Annotated in this window: 20 protein-coding genes; 9 read left to right on the plus strand and 11 right to left on the minus strand. The window is 62.2% G+C overall.

Annotated elements, in window-relative coordinates:
- Window positions 1–156: 156 nt before the first annotated feature.
- From DQ397_RS07095 to DQ397_RS07125, 7 genes are all read right to left on the minus strand, one after another.
- Window positions 157–342 carry a hypothetical protein gene (locus DQ397_RS07095; RefSeq protein WP_043210917.1) on the minus strand — a complete coding sequence of 62 codons (186 nt, stop codon included), beginning with the start codon at window positions 340–342 and terminating at the stop codon, window positions 157–159.
- Between the two features lie 73 nt (window positions 343–415).
- Entirely contained in the window at window positions 416–1,771 is a 1,356-nt protein-coding gene (gene flgE, locus DQ397_RS07100; RefSeq protein WP_043210920.1) for a flagellar hook protein FlgE, read from the minus strand.
- 31 nt (window positions 1,772–1,802) lie between these two features.
- Complete coding sequence (gene flgD, locus DQ397_RS07105) at window positions 1,803–2,507, minus strand: flagellar hook assembly protein FlgD (protein WP_043210921.1); 705 nt, start codon at window positions 2,505–2,507, stop codon at window positions 1,803–1,805.
- Between the two features lie 15 nt (window positions 2,508–2,522).
- On the minus strand, window positions 2,523–2,966 hold the full coding sequence (gene flgC / locus DQ397_RS07110; RefSeq protein ID WP_043210925.1) for a flagellar basal body rod protein FlgC: 444 nt from the start codon (window positions 2,964–2,966) through the stop codon (window positions 2,523–2,525).
- Window positions 2,967–2,968: 2 nt separating this feature from the next.
- The gene (gene flgB / locus DQ397_RS07115; protein ID WP_043210926.1) at window positions 2,969–3,376 is read right to left on the minus strand and encodes a flagellar basal body rod protein FlgB; all 408 of its coding nucleotides are present in this window, start codon (window positions 3,374–3,376) and stop codon (window positions 2,969–2,971) included.
- A 212-nt stretch (window positions 3,377–3,588) separates the two neighbouring features.
- A complete protein-coding gene (cheR, locus tag DQ397_RS07120) occupies window positions 3,589–4,416 on the minus strand; it encodes a protein-glutamate O-methyltransferase CheR (protein WP_043210928.1) in 828 nt (275 codons plus the stop codon).
- Between the two features lie 52 nt (window positions 4,417–4,468).
- Complete coding sequence (locus DQ397_RS07125; RefSeq protein ID WP_043210931.1) at window positions 4,469–5,398, minus strand: chemotaxis protein CheV; 930 nt, start codon at window positions 5,396–5,398, stop codon at window positions 4,469–4,471.
- A 63-nt stretch (window positions 5,399–5,461) separates the two neighbouring features.
- On the opposite strand from DQ397_RS07125, the gene flgA reads away from it, so the two are divergent.
- From flgA to DQ397_RS07145, 4 genes are all read left to right on the plus strand, one after another.
- Window positions 5,462–6,214: a flagellar basal body P-ring formation chaperone FlgA gene (gene flgA, locus DQ397_RS07130; protein ID WP_043210934.1), complete on the plus strand. Its 753-nt coding sequence runs from the start codon at window positions 5,462–5,464 to the stop codon at window positions 6,212–6,214.
- Window positions 6,215–6,399: 185 nt separating this feature from the next.
- Entirely contained in the window at window positions 6,400–6,708 is a 309-nt protein-coding gene (gene flgM, locus DQ397_RS07135; protein ID WP_043210935.1) for a flagellar biosynthesis anti-sigma factor FlgM, read from the plus strand.
- Between the two features lie 46 nt (window positions 6,709–6,754).
- A complete protein-coding gene (locus DQ397_RS07140) occupies window positions 6,755–7,222 on the plus strand; it encodes a flagella synthesis protein FlgN (protein WP_043210937.1) in 468 nt (155 codons plus the stop codon).
- Window positions 7,223–7,302: 80 nt separating this feature from the next.
- Window positions 7,303–8,046: a flagellar brake protein gene (locus DQ397_RS07145; RefSeq protein ID WP_043210939.1), complete on the plus strand. Its 744-nt coding sequence runs from the start codon at window positions 7,303–7,305 to the stop codon at window positions 8,044–8,046.
- A gap of 76 nt (window positions 8,047–8,122) precedes the next feature.
- Here DQ397_RS07145 and DQ397_RS07150 read toward each other — a convergent pair whose 3' ends face one another.
- The 3 genes from DQ397_RS07150 to bkdR form a co-directional block, all read right to left on the minus strand.
- Window positions 8,123–9,466: an MFS transporter gene (locus DQ397_RS07150; protein WP_043210941.1), complete on the minus strand. Its 1,344-nt coding sequence runs from the start codon at window positions 9,464–9,466 to the stop codon at window positions 8,123–8,125.
- A 131-nt stretch (window positions 9,467–9,597) separates the two neighbouring features.
- Entirely contained in the window at window positions 9,598–10,839 is a 1,242-nt protein-coding gene (locus DQ397_RS07155; protein ID WP_178113781.1) for a glutamine synthetase family protein, read from the minus strand.
- A gap of 285 nt (window positions 10,840–11,124) precedes the next feature.
- Window positions 11,125–11,610, minus strand: coding sequence for a Bkd operon transcriptional regulator BkdR (gene bkdR, locus DQ397_RS07160; RefSeq protein ID WP_043210945.1), 486 nt, complete (start codon window positions 11,608–11,610; stop codon window positions 11,125–11,127).
- A 197-nt stretch (window positions 11,611–11,807) separates the two neighbouring features.
- On the opposite strand from bkdR, the gene DQ397_RS07165 reads away from it, so the two are divergent.
- Genes DQ397_RS07165 through lpdA form a run of 4 tightly spaced genes read left to right on the plus strand, consistent with a single transcriptional unit; the run spans window position 11,808 to window position 16,760 of the window.
- Complete coding sequence (locus tag DQ397_RS07165; protein WP_043210948.1) at window positions 11,808–13,040, plus strand: 3-methyl-2-oxobutanoate dehydrogenase (2-methylpropanoyl-transferring) subunit alpha; 1,233 nt, start codon at window positions 11,808–11,810, stop codon at window positions 13,038–13,040.
- A 1-nt stretch (window position 13,041) separates the two neighbouring features.
- Window positions 13,042–14,100 carry an alpha-ketoacid dehydrogenase subunit beta gene (locus tag DQ397_RS07170; RefSeq protein WP_043210951.1) on the plus strand — a complete coding sequence of 353 codons (1,059 nt, stop codon included), beginning with the start codon at window positions 13,042–13,044 and terminating at the stop codon, window positions 14,098–14,100.
- Window positions 14,101–15,378 carry a dihydrolipoamide acetyltransferase family protein gene (locus DQ397_RS07175; RefSeq protein ID WP_043210953.1) on the plus strand — a complete coding sequence of 426 codons (1,278 nt, stop codon included), beginning with the start codon at window positions 14,101–14,103 and terminating at the stop codon, window positions 15,376–15,378. It abuts the gene before it with no gap.
- Window positions 15,379–15,380: 2 nt separating this feature from the next.
- Window positions 15,381–16,760: a dihydrolipoyl dehydrogenase gene (lpdA, locus tag DQ397_RS07180; RefSeq protein WP_043210956.1), complete on the plus strand. Its 1,380-nt coding sequence runs from the start codon at window positions 15,381–15,383 to the stop codon at window positions 16,758–16,760.
- Window positions 16,761–16,956: 196 nt separating this feature from the next.
- On the opposite strand, the gene DQ397_RS07185 is transcribed toward lpdA, so the two are convergent.
- The gene (locus tag DQ397_RS07185; protein WP_043210958.1) at window positions 16,957–17,955 is read right to left on the minus strand and encodes a diguanylate cyclase; all 999 of its coding nucleotides are present in this window, start codon (window positions 17,953–17,955) and stop codon (window positions 16,957–16,959) included.
- A gap of 218 nt (window positions 17,956–18,173) precedes the next feature.
- Between DQ397_RS07185 and DQ397_RS07190 the strand changes: the two genes are divergently transcribed.
- A complete protein-coding gene (locus DQ397_RS07190; RefSeq protein WP_232092049.1) occupies window positions 18,174–18,659 on the plus strand; it encodes a hypothetical protein in 486 nt (161 codons plus the stop codon).
- The last annotated feature ends 82 nt before the right edge of the window (window positions 18,660–18,741 follow it).

The following is an 18,741-nucleotide window of genomic DNA, read 5'->3' on the forward strand; positions in this document are numbered from 1 at the left end:
AGCGATTGCCGCCGACGTTGCTGTGCAGGCACTAAAGCAAGTTCCGAACCAACTTTTGAAAAGCATGAAAAAGCCCGTGAATACGGGCTTTGAGGGAAGCCTTTGGAACGAGCAACGCCGGATATCCGGCGCCATCTTGCCGCTGACGGCAATCGGCTACAGCTCGCGGCAACCGGCGTTGTTGTACGGGCCGGCGAAGCGCTTCCACCCCTCCCCCGGCGACCATTGCGAACACACCAGGCGGCCATCGGCCTGACTCTCCCAGCGCCACCACGGCGCCGCAGCCGCCTGGACCTGGAGCAGGCACAGCGCTGCGGCGAGCGTCACGATCCATTTCTTCATGAGCCTTACCTCGAAAACGACGAACCCCTTTATCGGGAAAGGGGTTCGTGCGCACTCGACCGACCAGCGACCATCAGGTCATCTGGATGATGGTCTGCATGATGGTGCTTTCGGTGGAGATGGTCTTGGCGTTGGCCTGGTAGTTGCTCTGCGCCTTGATCAGCTCGACCAACTCCTGGGTCAGGTTGACGTTGGAGGCTTCCAGCGAGTTGGACTCCACGCTACCCAAGGTACCGGTCTTGGGTGCGTCGATGCCTGGAATGCCGGAGGAGAAGGTTTCGGTCCAGCGGGTGCCACCGATCTGCTGCAGGCCCTGCTCGTTGGCGAAGCTGGCAACGGCCACCTGACCGATCGCACGGGACTGCTGGTTGCTGAAGCTGGCGAACATCACACCGGTGGAATCGATGCTCAGGCTCGACAGGATACCGGTGGCGTAACCGTCCTGGGACTGCGACATACGCGCGGTCTCGGTGTTGTACGAAGTGGTGCTGTTCATCGACAGACGCATGCCACCGGCATTGCCCGCCGCGCCATTGGCAGCCCAGTTACCCGAAGCATCCTTGGACGCCGGAATCCAGCCAGTCATGGTGAAGGTGTTGTTGTTCACGGTGAACGACGAACCAGGCGGCAGGCCGGTGTTGTTGGCCGTCATCGCATTGACCGAACCGTCGCTGTTGAAGCTGATGGTGCCGCTCAGCGGCGTGGTGCTGGCCGGGTCGAACGGATTGCGTCCATCGACCAGGGTGTACATGGTCCACTGGTTGGTGCCGGTCTTGCGATAGAACTGCTCCATGGTGTGCTCGTTGCCCTGACTGTCGTACACCTTGGTCGGGAACGACTTGGTGTAGGTGGTTTCGTCAGAGGGATCGAACGGCTTGTTCGGCACCATGGTACCGGTACCGTCGTCGACCATCAGCGGAATGTCGGTGGCCGAGGAATTCAGGTTGATGCCCTGGTCGATCAGGGACGTGGCCTTGGGCGCCAGAGCGGAGGTGTCGATCTTCAGATCGGTCAGCACGCCCTTCTGGATCTTGCCGGTCGAGTCGGCGGCATAGCCTTGCAGGCGCAGGCCGTCCGAGGTGACCACATAATTGTCTTTGTTGGTCTGGAAGGCACCGGCACGGGTATAGACCATCGAGCCGTTGTCCGACAGCACGAAGAAGCCCTGCCCCTGGATACCCATGTCCAGTACGTTGCCGGTGTTGTTGATGTCACCCTGGCTGAATTGCTGGGAGACGGCCGCCAGACGCACACCGTTGCCCACTTGGTTCTTGCCGACACCCAGGCGGTTGGCACCTGCGTAGACGTCCGCGAACTCGGCGCGCGACGACTTGAAACCAACGGTATTGACGTTGGCGATGTTGTTACCGGTGACATCCAGCTGCTTGTTGGCAGCGTACAGACCACTAAGACCGATGTTGAAAGACATGAATTCGCTCCTTGTGCCGCTCTAGCCGGCCTTAGATACCAATGGTTTGCACGCTGGACAGAGAAACTTTCCCGAGCCCTGCAAGGTTGAGCATCATCTCGCCATTGGGGTTGATGCTGACGCTGGTGACCTTGGCTGGCAGCAGGGTGTACATCTGCGTCGACTTGCCATCGACCATGGTGGTGGCCGAGAAGCTATAGGTGCCCGGGTCGACCTTTTCACCCTTGTCATTGGTGCCATCCCAGATGAAGTCGGCGTAACCGGCTTTCTGCTGGCCCAACTCGATGGTCTTGATGGTGTTGCCGTCTTTATCCTTGATGGTGATCTTCGCCTCGCTGATACCTTGCGGGACGATGAACTGGCCATTGAAACTCTGGGTGGTGTCGACCACCGCTTTATCGTTCTGCACGATCACCGAACGACCCACCAACGACGAAGCCTGCAGGGCCTGGGACGAACCCATGGCACCGGCAATGGAATTGACCGTGCTGTTGAGCGTGGTGATGCCTTCCAGACTGCTGAACTGCGCCAGCTGGGCGACGAACTCGCTGTTATCCTGAGGATCGAGCGGGTTCTGGTGCTGCATCTGGGTGACCAGCAACTGCAGGAACGCATCCTTGCCCAGGGCGTTCTTGTCAGTGTTCTCGGGTGCGGGCTTCTTGGTGGTGCCAGTGCTGACGCCCGACGCCGCGAGGACGTCGTTGAGGTTCACACCGCCGGTGCTGTTGACTGCCATGATCCTGACTCCTTATCACTGACCGAGGGTCAGCACCTTCTGCATCATGGTCTTGGCGGTGTTCATCAGCTCGGCGTTGGTCTGGAACGCACGGCTGGCGGAGATCATGTCAGCCATCTCCTCCACCACATTGACATTGGGGTAGTAGACGTAGCCGTCCTTGTTCGCCGCCGGATGATTGGGCTCGTAGCGTGCCTCAAGGTTGCTCTGATCCTCGACGATGCCCATCACCTGCACACCCTGCCCCGCTTCGCCCTGATCCTGGAACAGCGACTGGCCAGCGCCGTTCTGGGCTTGCTGGAAGGTAGTGGCGAACACCGGATGACGCGCGCGGTAGGTCTGGTCGATGCTCGAGGAAACAGTCTCGGCGTTGGCGATGTTGGAAGCGACGGTATTGAGGCGGGTGTTCTGCGCGCTCATGCCGCTACCGGCAATATTGAAGACACTGGCAAGGGACATGATCACTCTCCGCGCAGGGCCGAAACCAGCCCTTTGAATTTGCTGTTGAGCAGGGTGAAGCTGGCCTGGAAGCCGATGGCGTTCTCTGCGTAGTTGGACTGCTCGATCTGGGCGTCCACGGTGTTCTGGTCGATCGACGGCTGCATCGGCGTGCGGTACTTGAGGGTATCGTCGCCCATGGCCAGGCCTTCGGCCTCGATGTGGCGGTTATTGGTGCGATCCAGGGCAATGCGCCCTTTCTGCTGCTTGTCGGCTTCAGCGGCGAGCACCGCCGAGAAATCCATGTCACGCGCCTTGTAGTTAGGCGTGTCGGCGTTGGCGATGTTGTTGGCCAGAACCTCGGCGCGCTGGGCGCGGAAGCTCAATGCCTGCTCATGGATGCCGAGCGCCTTGTCGAAGCTGATGCTCATGTCTGGGAAACCTTCGAAGGTTGACCGGAAGAATCGTGAGCAAGCTAGAGCAAGGTTTGTGCCAAGCGATAAAGCCCCAGTAAAACCGGGCACTGAGGCCCTGCTTGCCGGCGGCAATGCCAGAAAAGCGGCAATGGATTACCGCTTGGCGTCAGCAAAGCGGCAATGGGCACCGGCAAAAAAAGGGGCCGCGATGCGGCCCCTGTCTGGGTTTATTTTGCCTGGTAGATGATCCCCGGGCTGCACTGGACCATTTGGTAGTGATCCGGCAACCCGTTGAGCGCCTCGGACGCCCCCAGGAACAGATACCCGCCCGGCTTGAGCGTGCTGTGGATGCGCATGAGGATGTCCTTCTTGACCTGGGCCGAGAAGTAGATCAGCACGTTGCGGCAGAACACGATGTCGAACTTGCCCAGCGCCGCATAGCTGTCGAGCAGGTTGAAGGAACGGAACTCGACCCGGCTGCGGATCGGCGCTTTGACCGCCCAACGACCCGGCCCCTTGGTGTCGAAGTAGCGCTGCAGGCGCTCCTGGGACAAGCCGCGACCAATGGCCAGGCTGTCGTATTCACCGGTCTTGCAGTTGGTCAGCATCGACCCGGACAAGTCGGTGGCAACGATCTGCGCACCCATCTTCAGTTGCCCCAGGTTGCTGCGCTCGAACTCGTCGATGGCCATGGAGATCGAATACGGCTCTTGCCCCGAGGAGCATGCCGCCGACCAGATCCGCAGGCGCTGGCCCGGGTTGTTCTTGATGAACTCCGGAATCACCTTGTTCTTGAGCACCTCGAACGGATAGGTGTCACGGAACCACAGGGTTTCATTGGTCGTCATCGCATCGACCACCTGCTCACGCAACCCGCTGCGCGGCTGGCTCTGAATTCGCTGCACCAGCTCACCGAGCGACTTGATGCCCTGCTGCTCCATTAGCTTGTTGAGACGGCTGGAGACCAGGTATTGCTTATTCTCGCCCAGCAAGATGCCACAGGCTTTCTCCAGGAAGACCCGGAACTGTTCAAAATCCAAATTACCCGTAGACAATGCTGCCGCCTCTTTCAAATCCCTGGTGCCAGGGGTTGCCCCCCCGGCCGTTTCAATGCGTCGCCTTGATCCGATCGACCACCCGCTGGGCGAGGTCGTCCGGCTTGAACTTGGCCAGGAAGTCGTCGGCGCCGACCTTCTTGACCATGGCCTGGTTGAAGACCCCGGACAGCGAAGTATGCAGGAGGATGTGCAGCTTTTGCATGCGCGGATCGCTGCGAATCTCCGCCGTCAGGGTGTAGCCATCCATCTCCGGCATTTCGATGTCGGAGATCATCATCAGGAATTCTTCCTCCGGACGCTTGCCCTCTTCCACCAACTTGTTCAGGTAGTCCAAGGCCTGGCGACCATCGTTGAGGGCTACCACCTCCACCCCTACCGACTGCAGGCAACGGCTGACCTGCTTGCGCGCCACCGACGAATCATCGACGGTCAGCACGCGCAGCATCATCGCCTTGTCTTGCACCTCGGCATCGACCACCCCCACGGACACGTCCTCGGACGATGGCGACACTTCGGCAAGAACTTTCTCTACGTCGATGACCTCCACCATCCGCCCGTCCACACGGGTGACAGCGGTCAGGTAGTGGTCACGTCCGGTCCCCTTGGGTGGCGGATGGATCTCCTCCCAGTTCATGTTGACGATGCGCTCGACCGAATGCACCAGGAAACCTTGGGTCTTGGTGTTGTACTCGGTGATGATCACGAAACTGTTGCGCGTCTCTTCCTGCAGCCCCGGCAAGCCGGTCGCCATCGACAGGTCGAGGATGGGGATGGTCGCGCCGCGAATGTTGGCCACCCCACGCACCACCGGGTGGGACTTGGGCAACAACGTCAGCTCCGGGCACTGCAACACCTCCCGGACCTTGAACACGTTAATGCCATAGAGCTGCTCGCCATTGAGGCGGAACAGCAACAGCTCCAGACGATTCTGCCCCACCAGTTGCGTGCGCTGGTTGACCGAATCCATGACTCCAGCCATGCCAGACTCCTCTAGTTTTGGCCCATTTACCGACTCGGCACGGGCTTTGCTTTTTTGAGCGCCATGTACACGAAAACGACATTTTACCGACGCCTGACGCGCCTGATGACCGGCTTGATAATGGCGCTATGCCTGCTGGCACCCGGCACACGCGCGCTGGCCGATGCGGTTACCTTGCCTGAACAACTTATCGGCGTCACCCAGGGGTTTCTTGAATTCACCGTGGAGGATTATCTGGCCACCACCCAGACCACTGGTCGCTACGAGATCCAGGTCAACCCGCTCGACCCGCGCCTACGCATGCCGCTGTGCAGTCAGCAACTGGACGCTTCGCTTGAAAGTCCAGCACAGCCGCTGGGCAGGGTCACGGTGCGGGTACGCTGCAACGGCAGCGCCCCCTGGACCGTGTTCGTCCCGGCCCAGGTGAAGCTATTTCGCGAGGTGGTGGTGATGACCCGCCCGCTCAGGCGCGAGAGCGTGATTGGCGAAGGCGATGTCAGCCTGCGTGAGCGCGACGTGGGCACGCTCAATCAAGGCTTTCTCACAAGCCTGGAACAGGCCGTGGGCATGAAGCTGCTGCGCCCGACGGTGCTCGACCAGGTCCTGACGCCCCAGCATCTGGAGCAGGCCGAGGTGGTACGCAAGGGCGATCATGTGGTGATCACGGCCCGCAGTGGCAGCCTTAGCGTGCGCATGCCTGGCGAGGCCTTGAGCAAAGGCGGGCTGTCTGAGCAGATTCGCGTGCGCAACCTGAACTCCAAGCGCGTGGTCAAGGCACGGGTGATTGGGCCTGGACAGGTAGAAGTGGCCATGTAAGGCATTTGCGGCGCCCGCGAGGCGGGACAGGATAAAAACTAGCGACGGGGAACGGGTTTTCCTAAACTGTGTCAGAAAACGGGTCATGCGCGCTTGCCGACAGGTGGCGATACATTCGTGCCTAAAGTTTTTTTCGGGTTGGCCGAAAACAGGGCAAGCGTCCAAATTCCCAGAGGTTTCTGATCATGGTCATCGACTTCAGTCGTTTGAATAATTCTCCGGCCGTCACGGGCGGGGTTCGCAGCAATACCGCGACCGGTAGCGCCCCGAAAGCCGGCGAAACCAGCGAAGCGCCACAGACTGCCAGCGGAGAAGCGGTACACCTCAGCCAAGAGGCCCAGCAGTTGCAGAAGATCAGCGACAAGCTGCGCGACCAGCCAGAAGTCAACAGCGCCCGCGTGGCCCAGTTGAAACAGGCGATCGCCGACGGCAGCTATCAGGTCGATGCCGGCCGGGTCGCCAGCAAACTGCTTGATTTCGAAGCCCAGCGCTAACCCTCCGGGGCGCTGACTTCAAGGACGCAAAAGCCAAGAGCCAGCCATGCACGACACCACTTTGCTGCAACTGATCGAAGACGACATCGCGCCAACGCAGGAACTGCTCGAACTGCTTCAGAAAGAAGCCGTCGCCCTGCATGGCCGGGACATGCAGGTGCTGGAGAACATCCTGGCACGCAAGCAGTCCCTGATCGTCCTGCTCGAGCAGCAAGGCATGCGGCGCAACCAACTGCTGGTCGGCCTGGGCTTATCCGCCGACCGGGCCGGTGTGCAGGCCCTGGCCGCGCAATCCTCCCTGGGCGAGGTCATGCTGCAACAACTCGACGTACTTACCCAATTGATGGATGCCTGCCAAAAGGTCAACGAGACCAACGGCCGGATCATCCAGCTGCAGCAACACGCCACGGCCAATCAGATCAGAATCCTCATGGGTGGCGATTCTCCGTCGCTCTATGACAGCCGCGGCGCCACCTCGCCCATGGCTAAGGCCCGCGCCATCAGCCAAGTGTGATTATTTCTATCAAGGCACGGAACATACTGGCAAAATGCCGTTACTTGCGTGTGTCGTTTTTGCCTGGAGATTGATTACCCGTGTTCAATGCATCCGATGCTCCCCAGCCGCCCAAGGTGCTCACCACACCCTTGGAAATCGCAGCCAACCTGCGTCAATTGCTGGATAGCCACGATCCGCTGATCATCACCTTCCCTGAGCGCAGCCAGCGGTTCCAAAGTTACGTCGTGCATGTGGACCGTGACGCCAATACCCTGGCGCTGGACGAAATGATCCCTCGCGACGGTGAAAAGTACATCGAGAATGGCGAACCCTTCCGCATCGAAGGTTTCCATGATGGCGTGCGCATCGCCTGGGAATGCAACACCGCGACCACCATCACCGAGATCGATGGCCATCGCTGCTACCGTGCCCCCCTGCCGACCGAGATGACCTACCACCAGCGCCGCAACGCCTTCCGCGCCGCGCTCAAGCTGTCGCAACTGGTCGATGTCGTACTCGACGGTGAACGACTCAAGGGCAAGGGCGCCCTGCGTGGCAAGTTGCTGGACATCTCCGCCACAGGCTGCAAGCTGCGCTTTGAAGGCAACATCGAAGAGCGCCTGCAACTGGGTGAGGTGTATGAGCGCTTCGCCGCCAGCAATCCGCTGGGCATGTCGCAGGCGATGGTAGAACTGCGTCACCTGCACTTCGAAGAGCGCCTGAACACCACCTTCGCTGGCGTGCGCTTTCACAACCTCAATGGCCAGATGCAGCGCAAAGTCGAGAGTTTCGTCTACCAGTTGCAGCGCGAGGCACGACGCTTCGACAAAGACGACTATTGAGTGTCGAATGTCCAATGAAAAACGCCACCCATCGGGTGGCGTTTTTCATTGCTTTGCAGCCTGCCTGAAGACCGGCTCACACCGACTTGTCGACCTCGGCCTGGGGTGCACCCGCCTCTTCCCGGGGCTTTTGCTCCTCGGCTTCGGTGTCTTCGGCCGCCACCGGCGCTTGCATCACGTCCTGCACGGTCTGCTCATCGACCCGAGGGTCCAGCGCTGCCGACAAGGGTGAGCCCGCCGCTGGCATGGCCACGTGGCCCAGCGGCGCGTCCTGCACCTGATGCAGGCCGGTGACGGCCTTCGGCCGGATCCGCCATACCAGCACCAAGGCGAAGAACAGGAAGAAGGCATAGAGCATTTGCGGCCCCAGGACCTTCATCAGCACACCCGCCGCCAGCGGACCGATACAGGCCCCCACGCCGTAGGTCACCAGCAACATGGCCGTCAGCGAGACACGGCGCTCGCTTTCGACATGGTCGTTGGAAAACGCGACCGCCAGCGGATAGAGGCAAAATTGCAACAGCGAAATCACGAAACCGACGGCGAACAGCAACTCCAGCGGCACGCTGGGCAGCACCGCCAGCGGCAATGCAGCCAGCGCCAGACCGATCGAGACGCTACGGATCAGCACCGCACGATCATAGCGGTCCGACAGCCAACCCAGCGGCCACTGCACCACCAAGCCCGCGAAGATGCAGCTACCCATGAACAGACCGATCTGCTCGGTGGTAAGCCCCTGCTTGGCCGCATACAGCGGCGCCAGACCATAGAAAGAACCTACGATCAGGCCCGAACCCAGCACCGTCGACAACGACTGCGGTACCCGTTTGAGGAAGAACTTCGGCTCCATCGGCGCCGGGCGCAACGGTGCCGGGTGGATGCGCCGGGTCATCGCCACCGGCACCAGGCACAGGGCAAAGCACATGGCGACCAGCATCAGCAGTTCAGGGCCGAGCTCCGGATGCACCACCAGGATCAATTGGCCGAGTACCAAACCCAGGTAGGAGGCGATCATGTATCCACTGAACACCGCCCCGCGGTGCTTCACATCGGCCTGCTCGTTGAGCCAGCTTTCGATGACCATGTACTGGCACATCATCCCCAGGCCCACGATCATCCGCAGCCCTACCCACACCGGGAGCCAATTGGTCATGCCATGGCCGAGCACCGCCGCGCAGACGATGCCCGCGCACGTGGCGTAGGCGCGGATGTGCCCGACCCGGCCGATCAGCCGGTGGCCGACCTTGCCGCCCACGGCCAGGCCAAAATAGTTGGCGGCCATCAGGGCACCGACCCAAAGGCTGTCCACATGGTCGGCGGCCAGGCGCAAGGCCAGGTAGGTACTGAGCAGGCCCGAGCCGATCAGCATCATCAAGGCAGCGAAATACAGCGACTGAAACGGCTTCCAGATGTTTCGCATACGTCCCGTCGGGCTCCCTGGTCAGGTGGCGTTAGCTTGCAGGCAAGCATAAAAGCAAATTCGCCGCAGCGCAGGCCCCCATCGGCTAAATAGCCAGCCAGGGGGCGTGTCCAGTGTCGGTTGTGTCGCGATCAGGCCTGTGCGGCTAGCACCCGCCGCTCCCAAGGGGTGATTTCGTCGAGGAAATCCGTCAGCTCCAAGGTCTTGGTTGCGACATACCCATCGATGAATTCGTTCCCGAACATCTGACGCGCCAATGCGCTGCGCTTGAGGCGTTCCAGTGCGCCATGCAGGGTGCAAGGCAGGTTCAGGTGCTCCGGCACTTCGAACTCGCCCTGGATCGCGGCCGTAGGTTGCAGGCGCTGCTCGATGCCGTGCAGACCAGCGGCCAAGCTCGCAGCGATGGCCAGGTACGGGTTGGCGTCGGCCCCAGGTAGCCGGTTCTCGACCCGTCGAGCCACAGGCGAACTGGCCGGGATGCGCAAGCCGGCGGCTCGGTTGTCATGGGACCAACAGGCATTGTTGGGCGAGGCGTACGGGTGGCACAGGCGTTGGTAGGAGTTGACGTTGGGCGCGAACAACGCGGTGAAGTCAGCCATGCAGGCCTGCAGACCGCCGATGAAGTGATGGAAGGTATCGGTCGGCTGCCCGCCCTCATCGCTGAAGACGTTGCGGCCACTGTCGATGCGCACCAGGCTCTGGTGGATATGCATCGAGCTGCCCGGTGTTCTGGCCAAGGGCTTGGCCATGCACACCACGGTCAGGCCATGCTTGAGTGCGACTTCCTTGAGCAGGTGCTTGAACAGGAAAGTCTGGTCGGCCAGCAGCATCGGATCGCCGTGAAGCAAATTGATCTCGAACTGGCTGACGCCCATCTCGTGCATGAAGGTGTCACGGGGCAAGCCTAGGGCGGCCATGCACTGATACACCTCGCTGAAAAATGGCCGCAGGCCATTGTTGGAACTGACGCTGAACGCCGAGTGCCCCAGCTCGCGACGGCCATCCTTGCCCACCGGCGGCAAGAACGGCTGGTGCGGATCGGTATTCGGTGCAAAGACGAAGAACTCCAGCTCCGTGGCCACCACCGGCGCAAGGCCAAGCGCGGCATAGCGCGCGATCACGGCCTTGAGCTGGCCCCGGGTGGAAAGTCCGGACGCCACACCGTCGAGCTCGACTGCATCGCAGACGGCCAGCGCCCGCGGCTCGTCGCTCCAGGGCAGGCGATGGATCTGGGCAGGTTCGGCCACCAGGGCCAGGTCGCCATCATCGCTGCCATAGAAACGGGCTGGCGGGTAACCGCCCATGATGCATTGCAGCAATACACCCCGAGCCATCTGCAAGCGGCGCCCTTCCAGAAAGCCCTCGGCAGTCATCACCTTGCCGCGGGGTACACCATTGAGGTCGGGGGTGACGCATTCGATCTCGTCGATGCCGGTCAGACGTTCGCTGAGGGAACGCGGGGCTTCGGTCGTCATGACGCTGTCCTTCTTGTTGTTTTCCAGGCCGGAAATGGCGTTAGGCACAACATAGGCGTCCGCTGTTGAAAATATCAAGCGAGGATGGGCGGCAGTGTGGAAATTTATTAACACCCGCGGTCGCGCCGCTGTATTCGCCATCGGATTGGCGCAACCTCGGGCTCCCATCAGCCCGATACGACGCTATTCGCGCAAGGTCATGCCATTGGCCGGCAACGGCAGCGCGGTCTTGTAGCGCACCTGCTTGAGGGCAAAACTCGAACGGATGTTAGCCACTCCGGGCAAGCGAGTCAGGTAGTCGAGAAAGCGCTCCAGCGCCTGGATGCTGGGCAACAGTACGCGCAGCAGGTAGTCCGGATCGCCGGTCATCAAATAGCACTCCATCACCTCAGGCCGCTCGGCGATTTCCTCCTCGAAGCGGTGCAACGCCTGCTCCACCTGTTTCTCCAGGCTGACGTGGATGAACACGTTGACGTCCAGCCCCAGCACCTCGGGTGCGAGCAAGGTCACCTGCTGACGGATGACGCCCAGCTCTTCCATTGCCTTGACCCGGTTGAAACAGGGCGTAGGCGACAGGTTCACCGAGCGGGCCAGCTCTGCGTTGGTGATGCGGGCATTTTCCTGAAGGCTGTTGAGAATGCCGATATCGGTGCGATCGAGTTTGCGCATGAGACAAATTCACCGGTTTTTTGTGTTTATGCGGAATGTTTATCTGCGCCGTCAGGCAAAGGCAATCAACTTGAGAGAAAAATTCTTCAGCGGTCCCCCTATGATGTAGTTAGCGCTGACCTACCAGTCACAAGCCGGTACTCAGCGGCGACCGCTTCAAAGCTCACAAAAACAACATTCGAGCGAGCGTAAAAAGCATGAACGAGTACGCCCCCCTGCGTCTGCATGTGCCCGAGCCTACCGGCCGGCCAGGCTGCCAGACCGATTTCTCCTACCTGCGTCTGAACGACGCCGGCCTAGTCCGTAAACCCCCGATCGATGTAGAACCCGCAGACACTGCGGATCTGTCCTACAGCCTCATCCGTGTGCTGGACGAACAAGGCAATGCCGTCGGTCCATGGGCCGAGGACATCGACCCGCAGGTCCTGCGCCAGGGCATGCGCGCCATGCTCAAGACGCGGATCTTCGACAACCGCATGGTCGTTGCCCAGCGCCAGAAGAAGATGTCCTTCTACATGCAGAGCCTGGGCGAGGAAGCCATCGGCAGCGCCCAGGCGCTGGCCTTGCAATACACCGACATGTGCTTCCCGACCTACCGCCAGCAGAGCATCCTGATGGCCCGGGACGTGTCCCTGGTCGAGATGATCTGCCAGTTGCTGTCCAACGAGCGCGATCCGCTCAAGGGGCGCCAACTGCCGATCATGTACTCGGTGCGCGAGGCAGGCTTCTTCACTATCAGCGGCAACCTGGCCACTCAGTTCGTCCAGGCCGTCGGCTGGGCCATGGCCTCGGCCATCAAGGGCGATACCAAGATCGCCTCGGCCTGGATCGGCGACGGCGCCACGGCCGAGTCCGACTTCCACACCGCCCTGACCTTCGCCCACGTCTACCGCGCCCCGGTAATCCTCAACGTGGTCAACAACCAGTGGGCGATCTCGACCTTCCAGGCCATCGCCGGCGGTGAGTCCACCACCTTCGCAGGCCGTGGCGTGGGCTGCGGCATCGCCTCCCTGCGGGTCGACGGCAACGACTTCATCGCGGTCTACGCCGCCTCGCGCTGGGCCGCCGAACGTGCCCGCCGCGGCATGGGCCCGACCTTGATCGAATGGGTCACCTACCGCGCAGGCCCACACTCCACCTCGGACGATCCATCCAAGTACCGCCCGGCCGATGACTGGAGCCACTTCCCGCTGGGCGATCCGATCGCTCGCCTCAAGCAGCACCTGATCGCTATCGGCCACTGGTCCGAAGAAGAACACCAGGCCGTCACCGCCGAGCTCGAGGCCGAGATCATCAAGGCGCAGAAAGAAGCCGAGCAGTACGGCACCCTGGGCAATGGCCACATTCCTAGCGCCGCCTCGATGTTCGAGGACGTGTACAAGGAAATGCCCGACCACCTGCGCCGCCAGCGCCAGGAACTGGGGGTCTGAGATGAACGATCACAACAACAGCATCCATCTGGAATCCGCCATGTCCACCACCACCATGACCATGATCCAGGCCCTGCGCTCGGCCATGGACATCATGCTCGAGCGCGACGACAACGTGGTGATCTACGGCCAGGACGTCGGTTACTTCGGCGGCGTGTTCCGTTGCACCGAAGGCCTGCAGAACAAATACGGCAAGTCCCGCGTGTTCGACGCACCGATCTCGGAAAGCGGCATCGTCGGCACTGCCGTGGGCATGGGCGCCTATGGTCTGCGTCCGGTGGTGGAGATCCAGTTCGCCGACTACTTCTACCCCGCCTCCGACCAGATCGTCTCGGAAATGGCCCGCCTGCGCTATCGCTCGGCCGGCCAGTTCATCTCTCCACTGACCCTGCGTATGCCGTGCGGCGGTGGCATCTATGGCGGCCAGACCCACAGCCAGAGCCCCGAGGCGATGTTCACCCAGGTGTGCGGCCTGCGCACCGTGATGCCCTCGAACCCCTATGACGCCAAAGGCCTGCTGATCGCCTCGATCGAGTGCGACGACCCAGTGATCTTCCTCGAGCCCAAGCGCCTGTACAACGGCCCGTTCGACGGCCACCACGACCGCCCGGTAACGCCATGGTCCAAGCATCCGCAAAGTGCAGTGCCCGATGGTTACTACCAGGTACCGCTGGACAAAGCCGCCATCGTCCGCCCAGGTAACGATGTCACCGTACTGACCTATGGCACCACGGTGTATGTGTCCCAAGTGGCCGCCGAAGAGACCGGCGTCGATGCCGAAGTCATCGACCTGCGCAGCCTGTGGCCATTGGACCTGGAAACCATCGTCGAATCGGTGAAGAAGACCGGCCGCTGCGTGGTGGTCCATGAGGCGACGCGTACCTGCGGCTTCGGCGCCGAACTGGTGTCGCTGGTGCAGGAGCACTGCTTCCATCACCTCGAAGCGCCGATCGAGCGCGTCACCGGTTGGGACACCCCCTATCCCCATGCACAGGAATGGGCTTACTTCCCAGGACCTTCGCGGGTAGGTGCGGCATTGAAACGGGTCATGGAGGTCTGAATGGGCACGCACGTCATCAAGATGCCGGACATCGGCGAAGGCATCGCACAAGTCGAGTTGGTGGAGTGGTTCGTCAAGGTCGGCGATGTGATCGCCGAAGACCAGGTGGTGGCCGATGTCATGACCGACAAAGCCACCGTGGAGATCCCCTCGCCGGTCAGCGGCAAGGTATTGGCCCTGGGCGGCCAGCCCGGTGAGGTGATGGCGGTCGGCAGCGAGCTGATCCGTATCGAAGTCGAAGGCAGCGGCAACCACGTGGACGAACCCCATGCCAAGCCGGTCGAAACCGTCGCGCCAGCCGCACCCGCCCCGGTTGCTGCCGCACCGCGCCTCGAACCGCAGCCGACCGCCAGCCCCGTGTCCAGCGCCAGTGTCGCCGCACCGATCGTGCCACGCCAGGCGGGCGAAAAACCCCTGGCCTCCCCAGCGGTGCGCAAGCGCGCGCTGGATGCCGGTATCGAGCTGCGCTACGTGCACGGCAGCGGCCCGGCCGGGCGCATCCTGCACGAAGACCTCGACGCCTTCATCAGCAAGCCGCACAGCACGGCCGGCCAGGCGCCAAGTGGCTATGGCAAGCGCACCGACAGCGAGCAGATTCCAGTGATCGGCCTGCGCCGCAAGATCGCCCAGCGCATGCAGGATGCCAAGCGTCGCGTCGCGCACTTCAGCTATGTCGAAGAAATCGACGTCACCGCCCTCGAGGCCCTGCGCCAGCAACTGAACGCCAAGCACGGCCAAGACCGCGGCAAATTGACCTTGCTGCCGTTCATCGTGCGCGCCATGGTCGTGGCCCTGCGCGACTTCCCGCAGATCAACGCCACCTATGACGACGAAGCCCAGGTCATCACCCGCCACGGCGCGGTGCACGTGGGTATCGCCACCCAAGGCGACAACGGCCTGATGGTGCCGGTGTTGCGCCATGCCGAAGCCGGCAGCCTGTGGAGCAACGCCAGCGAGATCGCTCGCCTGGCCAATGCCGCGCGCAGCAACAAGGCCAGCCGCGAGGAACTCTCCGGCTCGACCATCACCCTGACCAGCCTCGGCGCACTGGGCGGCATCGCCAGCACGCCGGTGGTCAACACACCGGAAGTGGCCATCGTGGGCGTCAACCGCATGGTCGAACGGCCGGTCGTGGTCGATGGCCAGATCGTCGTGCGCAAGATGATGAACCTGTCCAGCTCCTTCGACCACCGGGTGGTCGATGGCATGGATGCCGCCTTGTTCATTCAGGCCGTGCGCGGCCTGCTGGAACAACCTGCCTGCCTGTTCGTGGAGTAAGCATGCAACCGATCCTCAACACGACCCTGCTGATCATCGGTGGCGGCCCTGGCGGCTACATCGCCGCCATTCGCGCCGGCCAACTGGGCATCCCTACGGTACTGGTCGAAGGCCAGGCCCTTGGCGGCACTTGCCTGAACATCGGCTGCATTCCGTCCAAAGCACTGATCCATGTGGCCGAGCAGTTCCACCAGGCCTGTCACCACGATGAGCAATCGGCGCTGGGCATCAGCGTATCTTCGCCGCGCCTGGACATCACCCGCAGCATCGCCTGGAAGGACGGCATCGTCGATCGCCTGACCTCCGGCGTTGCTGCCTTGCTCAAGAAGAACGGGGTCAAGGTGATCCATGGCTGGGCGAAGATCCTAGACGGCAAGAGCGTCGAGGTCGACGGCCAGAAAATCCAATGCGAGCACTTGCTGCTGGCAACCGGCTCCACCAGCGTGGAATTGCCCATGCTGCCGCTGGGCGGCGCGGTGATTTCCTCCACCGAGGCCCTGGCCCCGAAAGCCCTGCCCCGTCATCTGGTGGTGGTCGGCGGTGGCTACATTGGCCTGGAGCTCGGCATTGCGTACCGCAAACTGGGCGTCCAAGTCAGCGTGGTGGAAGCGCGCGAGCGCATCCTGCCGACCTATGACGGCGAACTGACCCAGCCGGTGGCCGACTCGGTGAAGAAACTGGGCATCGCCCTGTACCTGGGCCACAGCGTCGAAGGCTATGAGAACGGTTGCCTGCTCGCCAACGACGGCCAAGGCGGCCAACTGCGCCTGGAGGCCGATCAGGTGCTGGTCGCTGTGGGCCGTCGACCACGCACCCAGGGCTTCAACCTCGAGTGCCTGGACCTGAAGATGAACGGCGCGGCCGTGGCCATCGACGAGCGCTGCCAGACCAGCATGCGCAACGTCTGGGCCATCGGCGATGTGGCGGGCGAACCGATGCTGGCCCACCGGGCCATGGCCCAGGGCGAGATGGTCGCGGAAATTATCGCGGGCAAGTCACGGCGCTTCGAGCCTAGCGCCATCGCGGCGGTGTGCTTCACCGACCCGGAAGTGGTGGTGGTCGGCAAGACGCCCGAGCAAGCCAGCCAGCAAGGCCTGGATTGCATCGTCGCGCAGTTCCCCTTCGCCGCCAACGGCCGGGCCATGACCCTGGAATCGAAAAGTGGCTTCGTGCGGGTGGTCGCCCGCCGTGACAACCACCTGATCCTCGGTTGGCAGGCCGTAGGGGTGGCGGTCTCGGAACTGTCCACCGCCTTTGCCCAATCCCTGGAAATGGGTGCCCGCCTGGAAGACATCGCCGGCACCATCCACGCCCACCCGACCCTGGGCGAGACAGTCCAGGAAGCGGCATTGCGGGCCCTGGGCCACGCACTGCATATCTGACACTGAAGCGGCGACAGCCGATTTGGCCCGCTGCGCCCCAGGCGCGGCGGGCATTTTTTTGTCCTCATTACCCGGATTTCGCCGATGTCTGTAGAAGCGGGTTTACCCGCGGCTGCGGCAGCGCACTCACCGACGCATTCGCGGGTAATCCCGCTCCCACAAGGTGCGCACGACGCTCAAGAACAGGGGGTGGCCCTCACTCGAAGATGGTGTTCTTGCCCGCAGCCTTGGCCCGGTACAGCGCTTGGTCAGCCCGCGCCAACAGACCATGCTGGTCCTCATCGTCCTGCCAGCGCACCACGCCAAAACTCATGGACAGGCGACAATCGCCGATCGGCTCCATGTCGTCCAGCGCCTGGCGGATCTGCGTAGCCAGCTCCACCGCCTGCTCCACCGGGGTCTGGGGCAAGACGGCGACAAATTCGTCGCCTCCCCAGCGCGCCAGCAGGTCCTGCTTGCGCAAACACGCCCGGACGCGCTCCACCGCCTCGACCAGCGCTGCATCGCCTCGGGCATGGCCGTAGCGGTCGTTGATCGGCTTGAAATCGTCCACATCCATGACAATCAGCGACAACGGCTGGCGGAAGCGCCGGGCACGCTCGCACTCCTGGCGTAGGGTCTTTTCCAGCCGATAACGATTGGCGGTGCGGGTCAAGGCGTCGCGCTCGGCGAGCTCGAGATTCTCGTCAAGCTGGCGCTGCAGTTGCTGATTGACCCAGGACAGCTCGCGGGTACGCTCGGCTACCTGGGTTTCCAGCGACTGGTTCCTCTGCTGCAGTTCGATCACCAAGCGCTTGCCCGCGTCGATGTTGCGGTGGGCGCCGAGCATGCGCGCCACCGAGCCATCTTCGTTGCGGGCGATGATGTGGCCGCTGTCTTCGATCCACAGATAGCTGCCATCCTGGCAGCGGCAACGGTATTCGATGCGGTAGCGCTCGTTGCGCTGGTTGATGTAAGCCTCGAAGTGGGCCATCACCCGTGGGTAGTCCTCGGGGTGGATCACGCTCTCCCAGGTCAGCACGGTGTTGGCCATCGAGTGGCTCTCGTAGCCGAGCATGGCGTACCAGCCAGGGTTGCGGTACACGTACCCGGAGTTGGCATCCCAATCCCAGATGCCGTCGCTGATAAGGTCGAACAAGGTATGCAGTTGCTGCTCGCTGAAGCCGGCAGGCATCGGCCTGGACTGCTGACTCATGGACGCTCTCTCCTGGTGTCCAGCAACTGCGCCTTTCTGGGCTGCTGATGGTCATGGTGATTGCCGCCGAGCGGCAAACCTGTGCCTCTGAATGGCAAGCTTAGCGCCAAACTCGATTGGATCCAGATAGCCGATGCGGCCGCTTTCATGCCTTTTCAAGCCGCTGGCACAGGTTTTGCCCCTTCGGTGGCGTCATTGATTCGCAAGGAGCAAACCTGATGATCACCCTTAATGGCCTGGGCTGGCAGACTGCCGTTCAGCAGTACAACCGCACCGGCGCCGAGCAGCCGTTGGCCGCAGTGCTGCCGATGCGCCTGCCCGTCGCCCCTGCCACCGCCACGCCACAGCAGAACGGCCAGAGCAGCACCTCCGGGCAGAACGCCGAGGATGCACGCAAGGAAGCCTTCGCCAAACTCATGGTGATGCTGCAGAACCCGGACGTCGCCGCGCGCCAGCAGGCCAGCGTCAACGAGCAGGACACCAGCGGTGCCCTGGAGGCGTTCCGCGACTACATGGCCAAATCACCGGAAGAGAAGATCAAGGAGAAGTACCTCGCCGAGCTGGGCCTGAGCGAGGAGGAATACAACGCCTTGCCGCCTGAGCAGAAGGAAAAGATCGACCAGCAGATCGCCCAGCGAATGCAAGAAGACGTAGAGCTCAAGACCCAGGCGAAGATGGCCGGGCGCCAGGACGTGGAGCTGTAAGCGCGCAGCCACCTCCCACAAGGCTAGCGCTGCGCTTGTGGGAGCTGGCCACGCCTGGGATGGGCCGCAACGCGGCCCCCTG

It is taken from the genome of Pseudomonas sp. CK-NBRI-02 (assembly GCF_008124495.1).
Taxonomy (GTDB): Bacteria; Pseudomonadota; Gammaproteobacteria; order Pseudomonadales; family Pseudomonadaceae; genus Aquipseudomonas; species Aquipseudomonas guariconensis.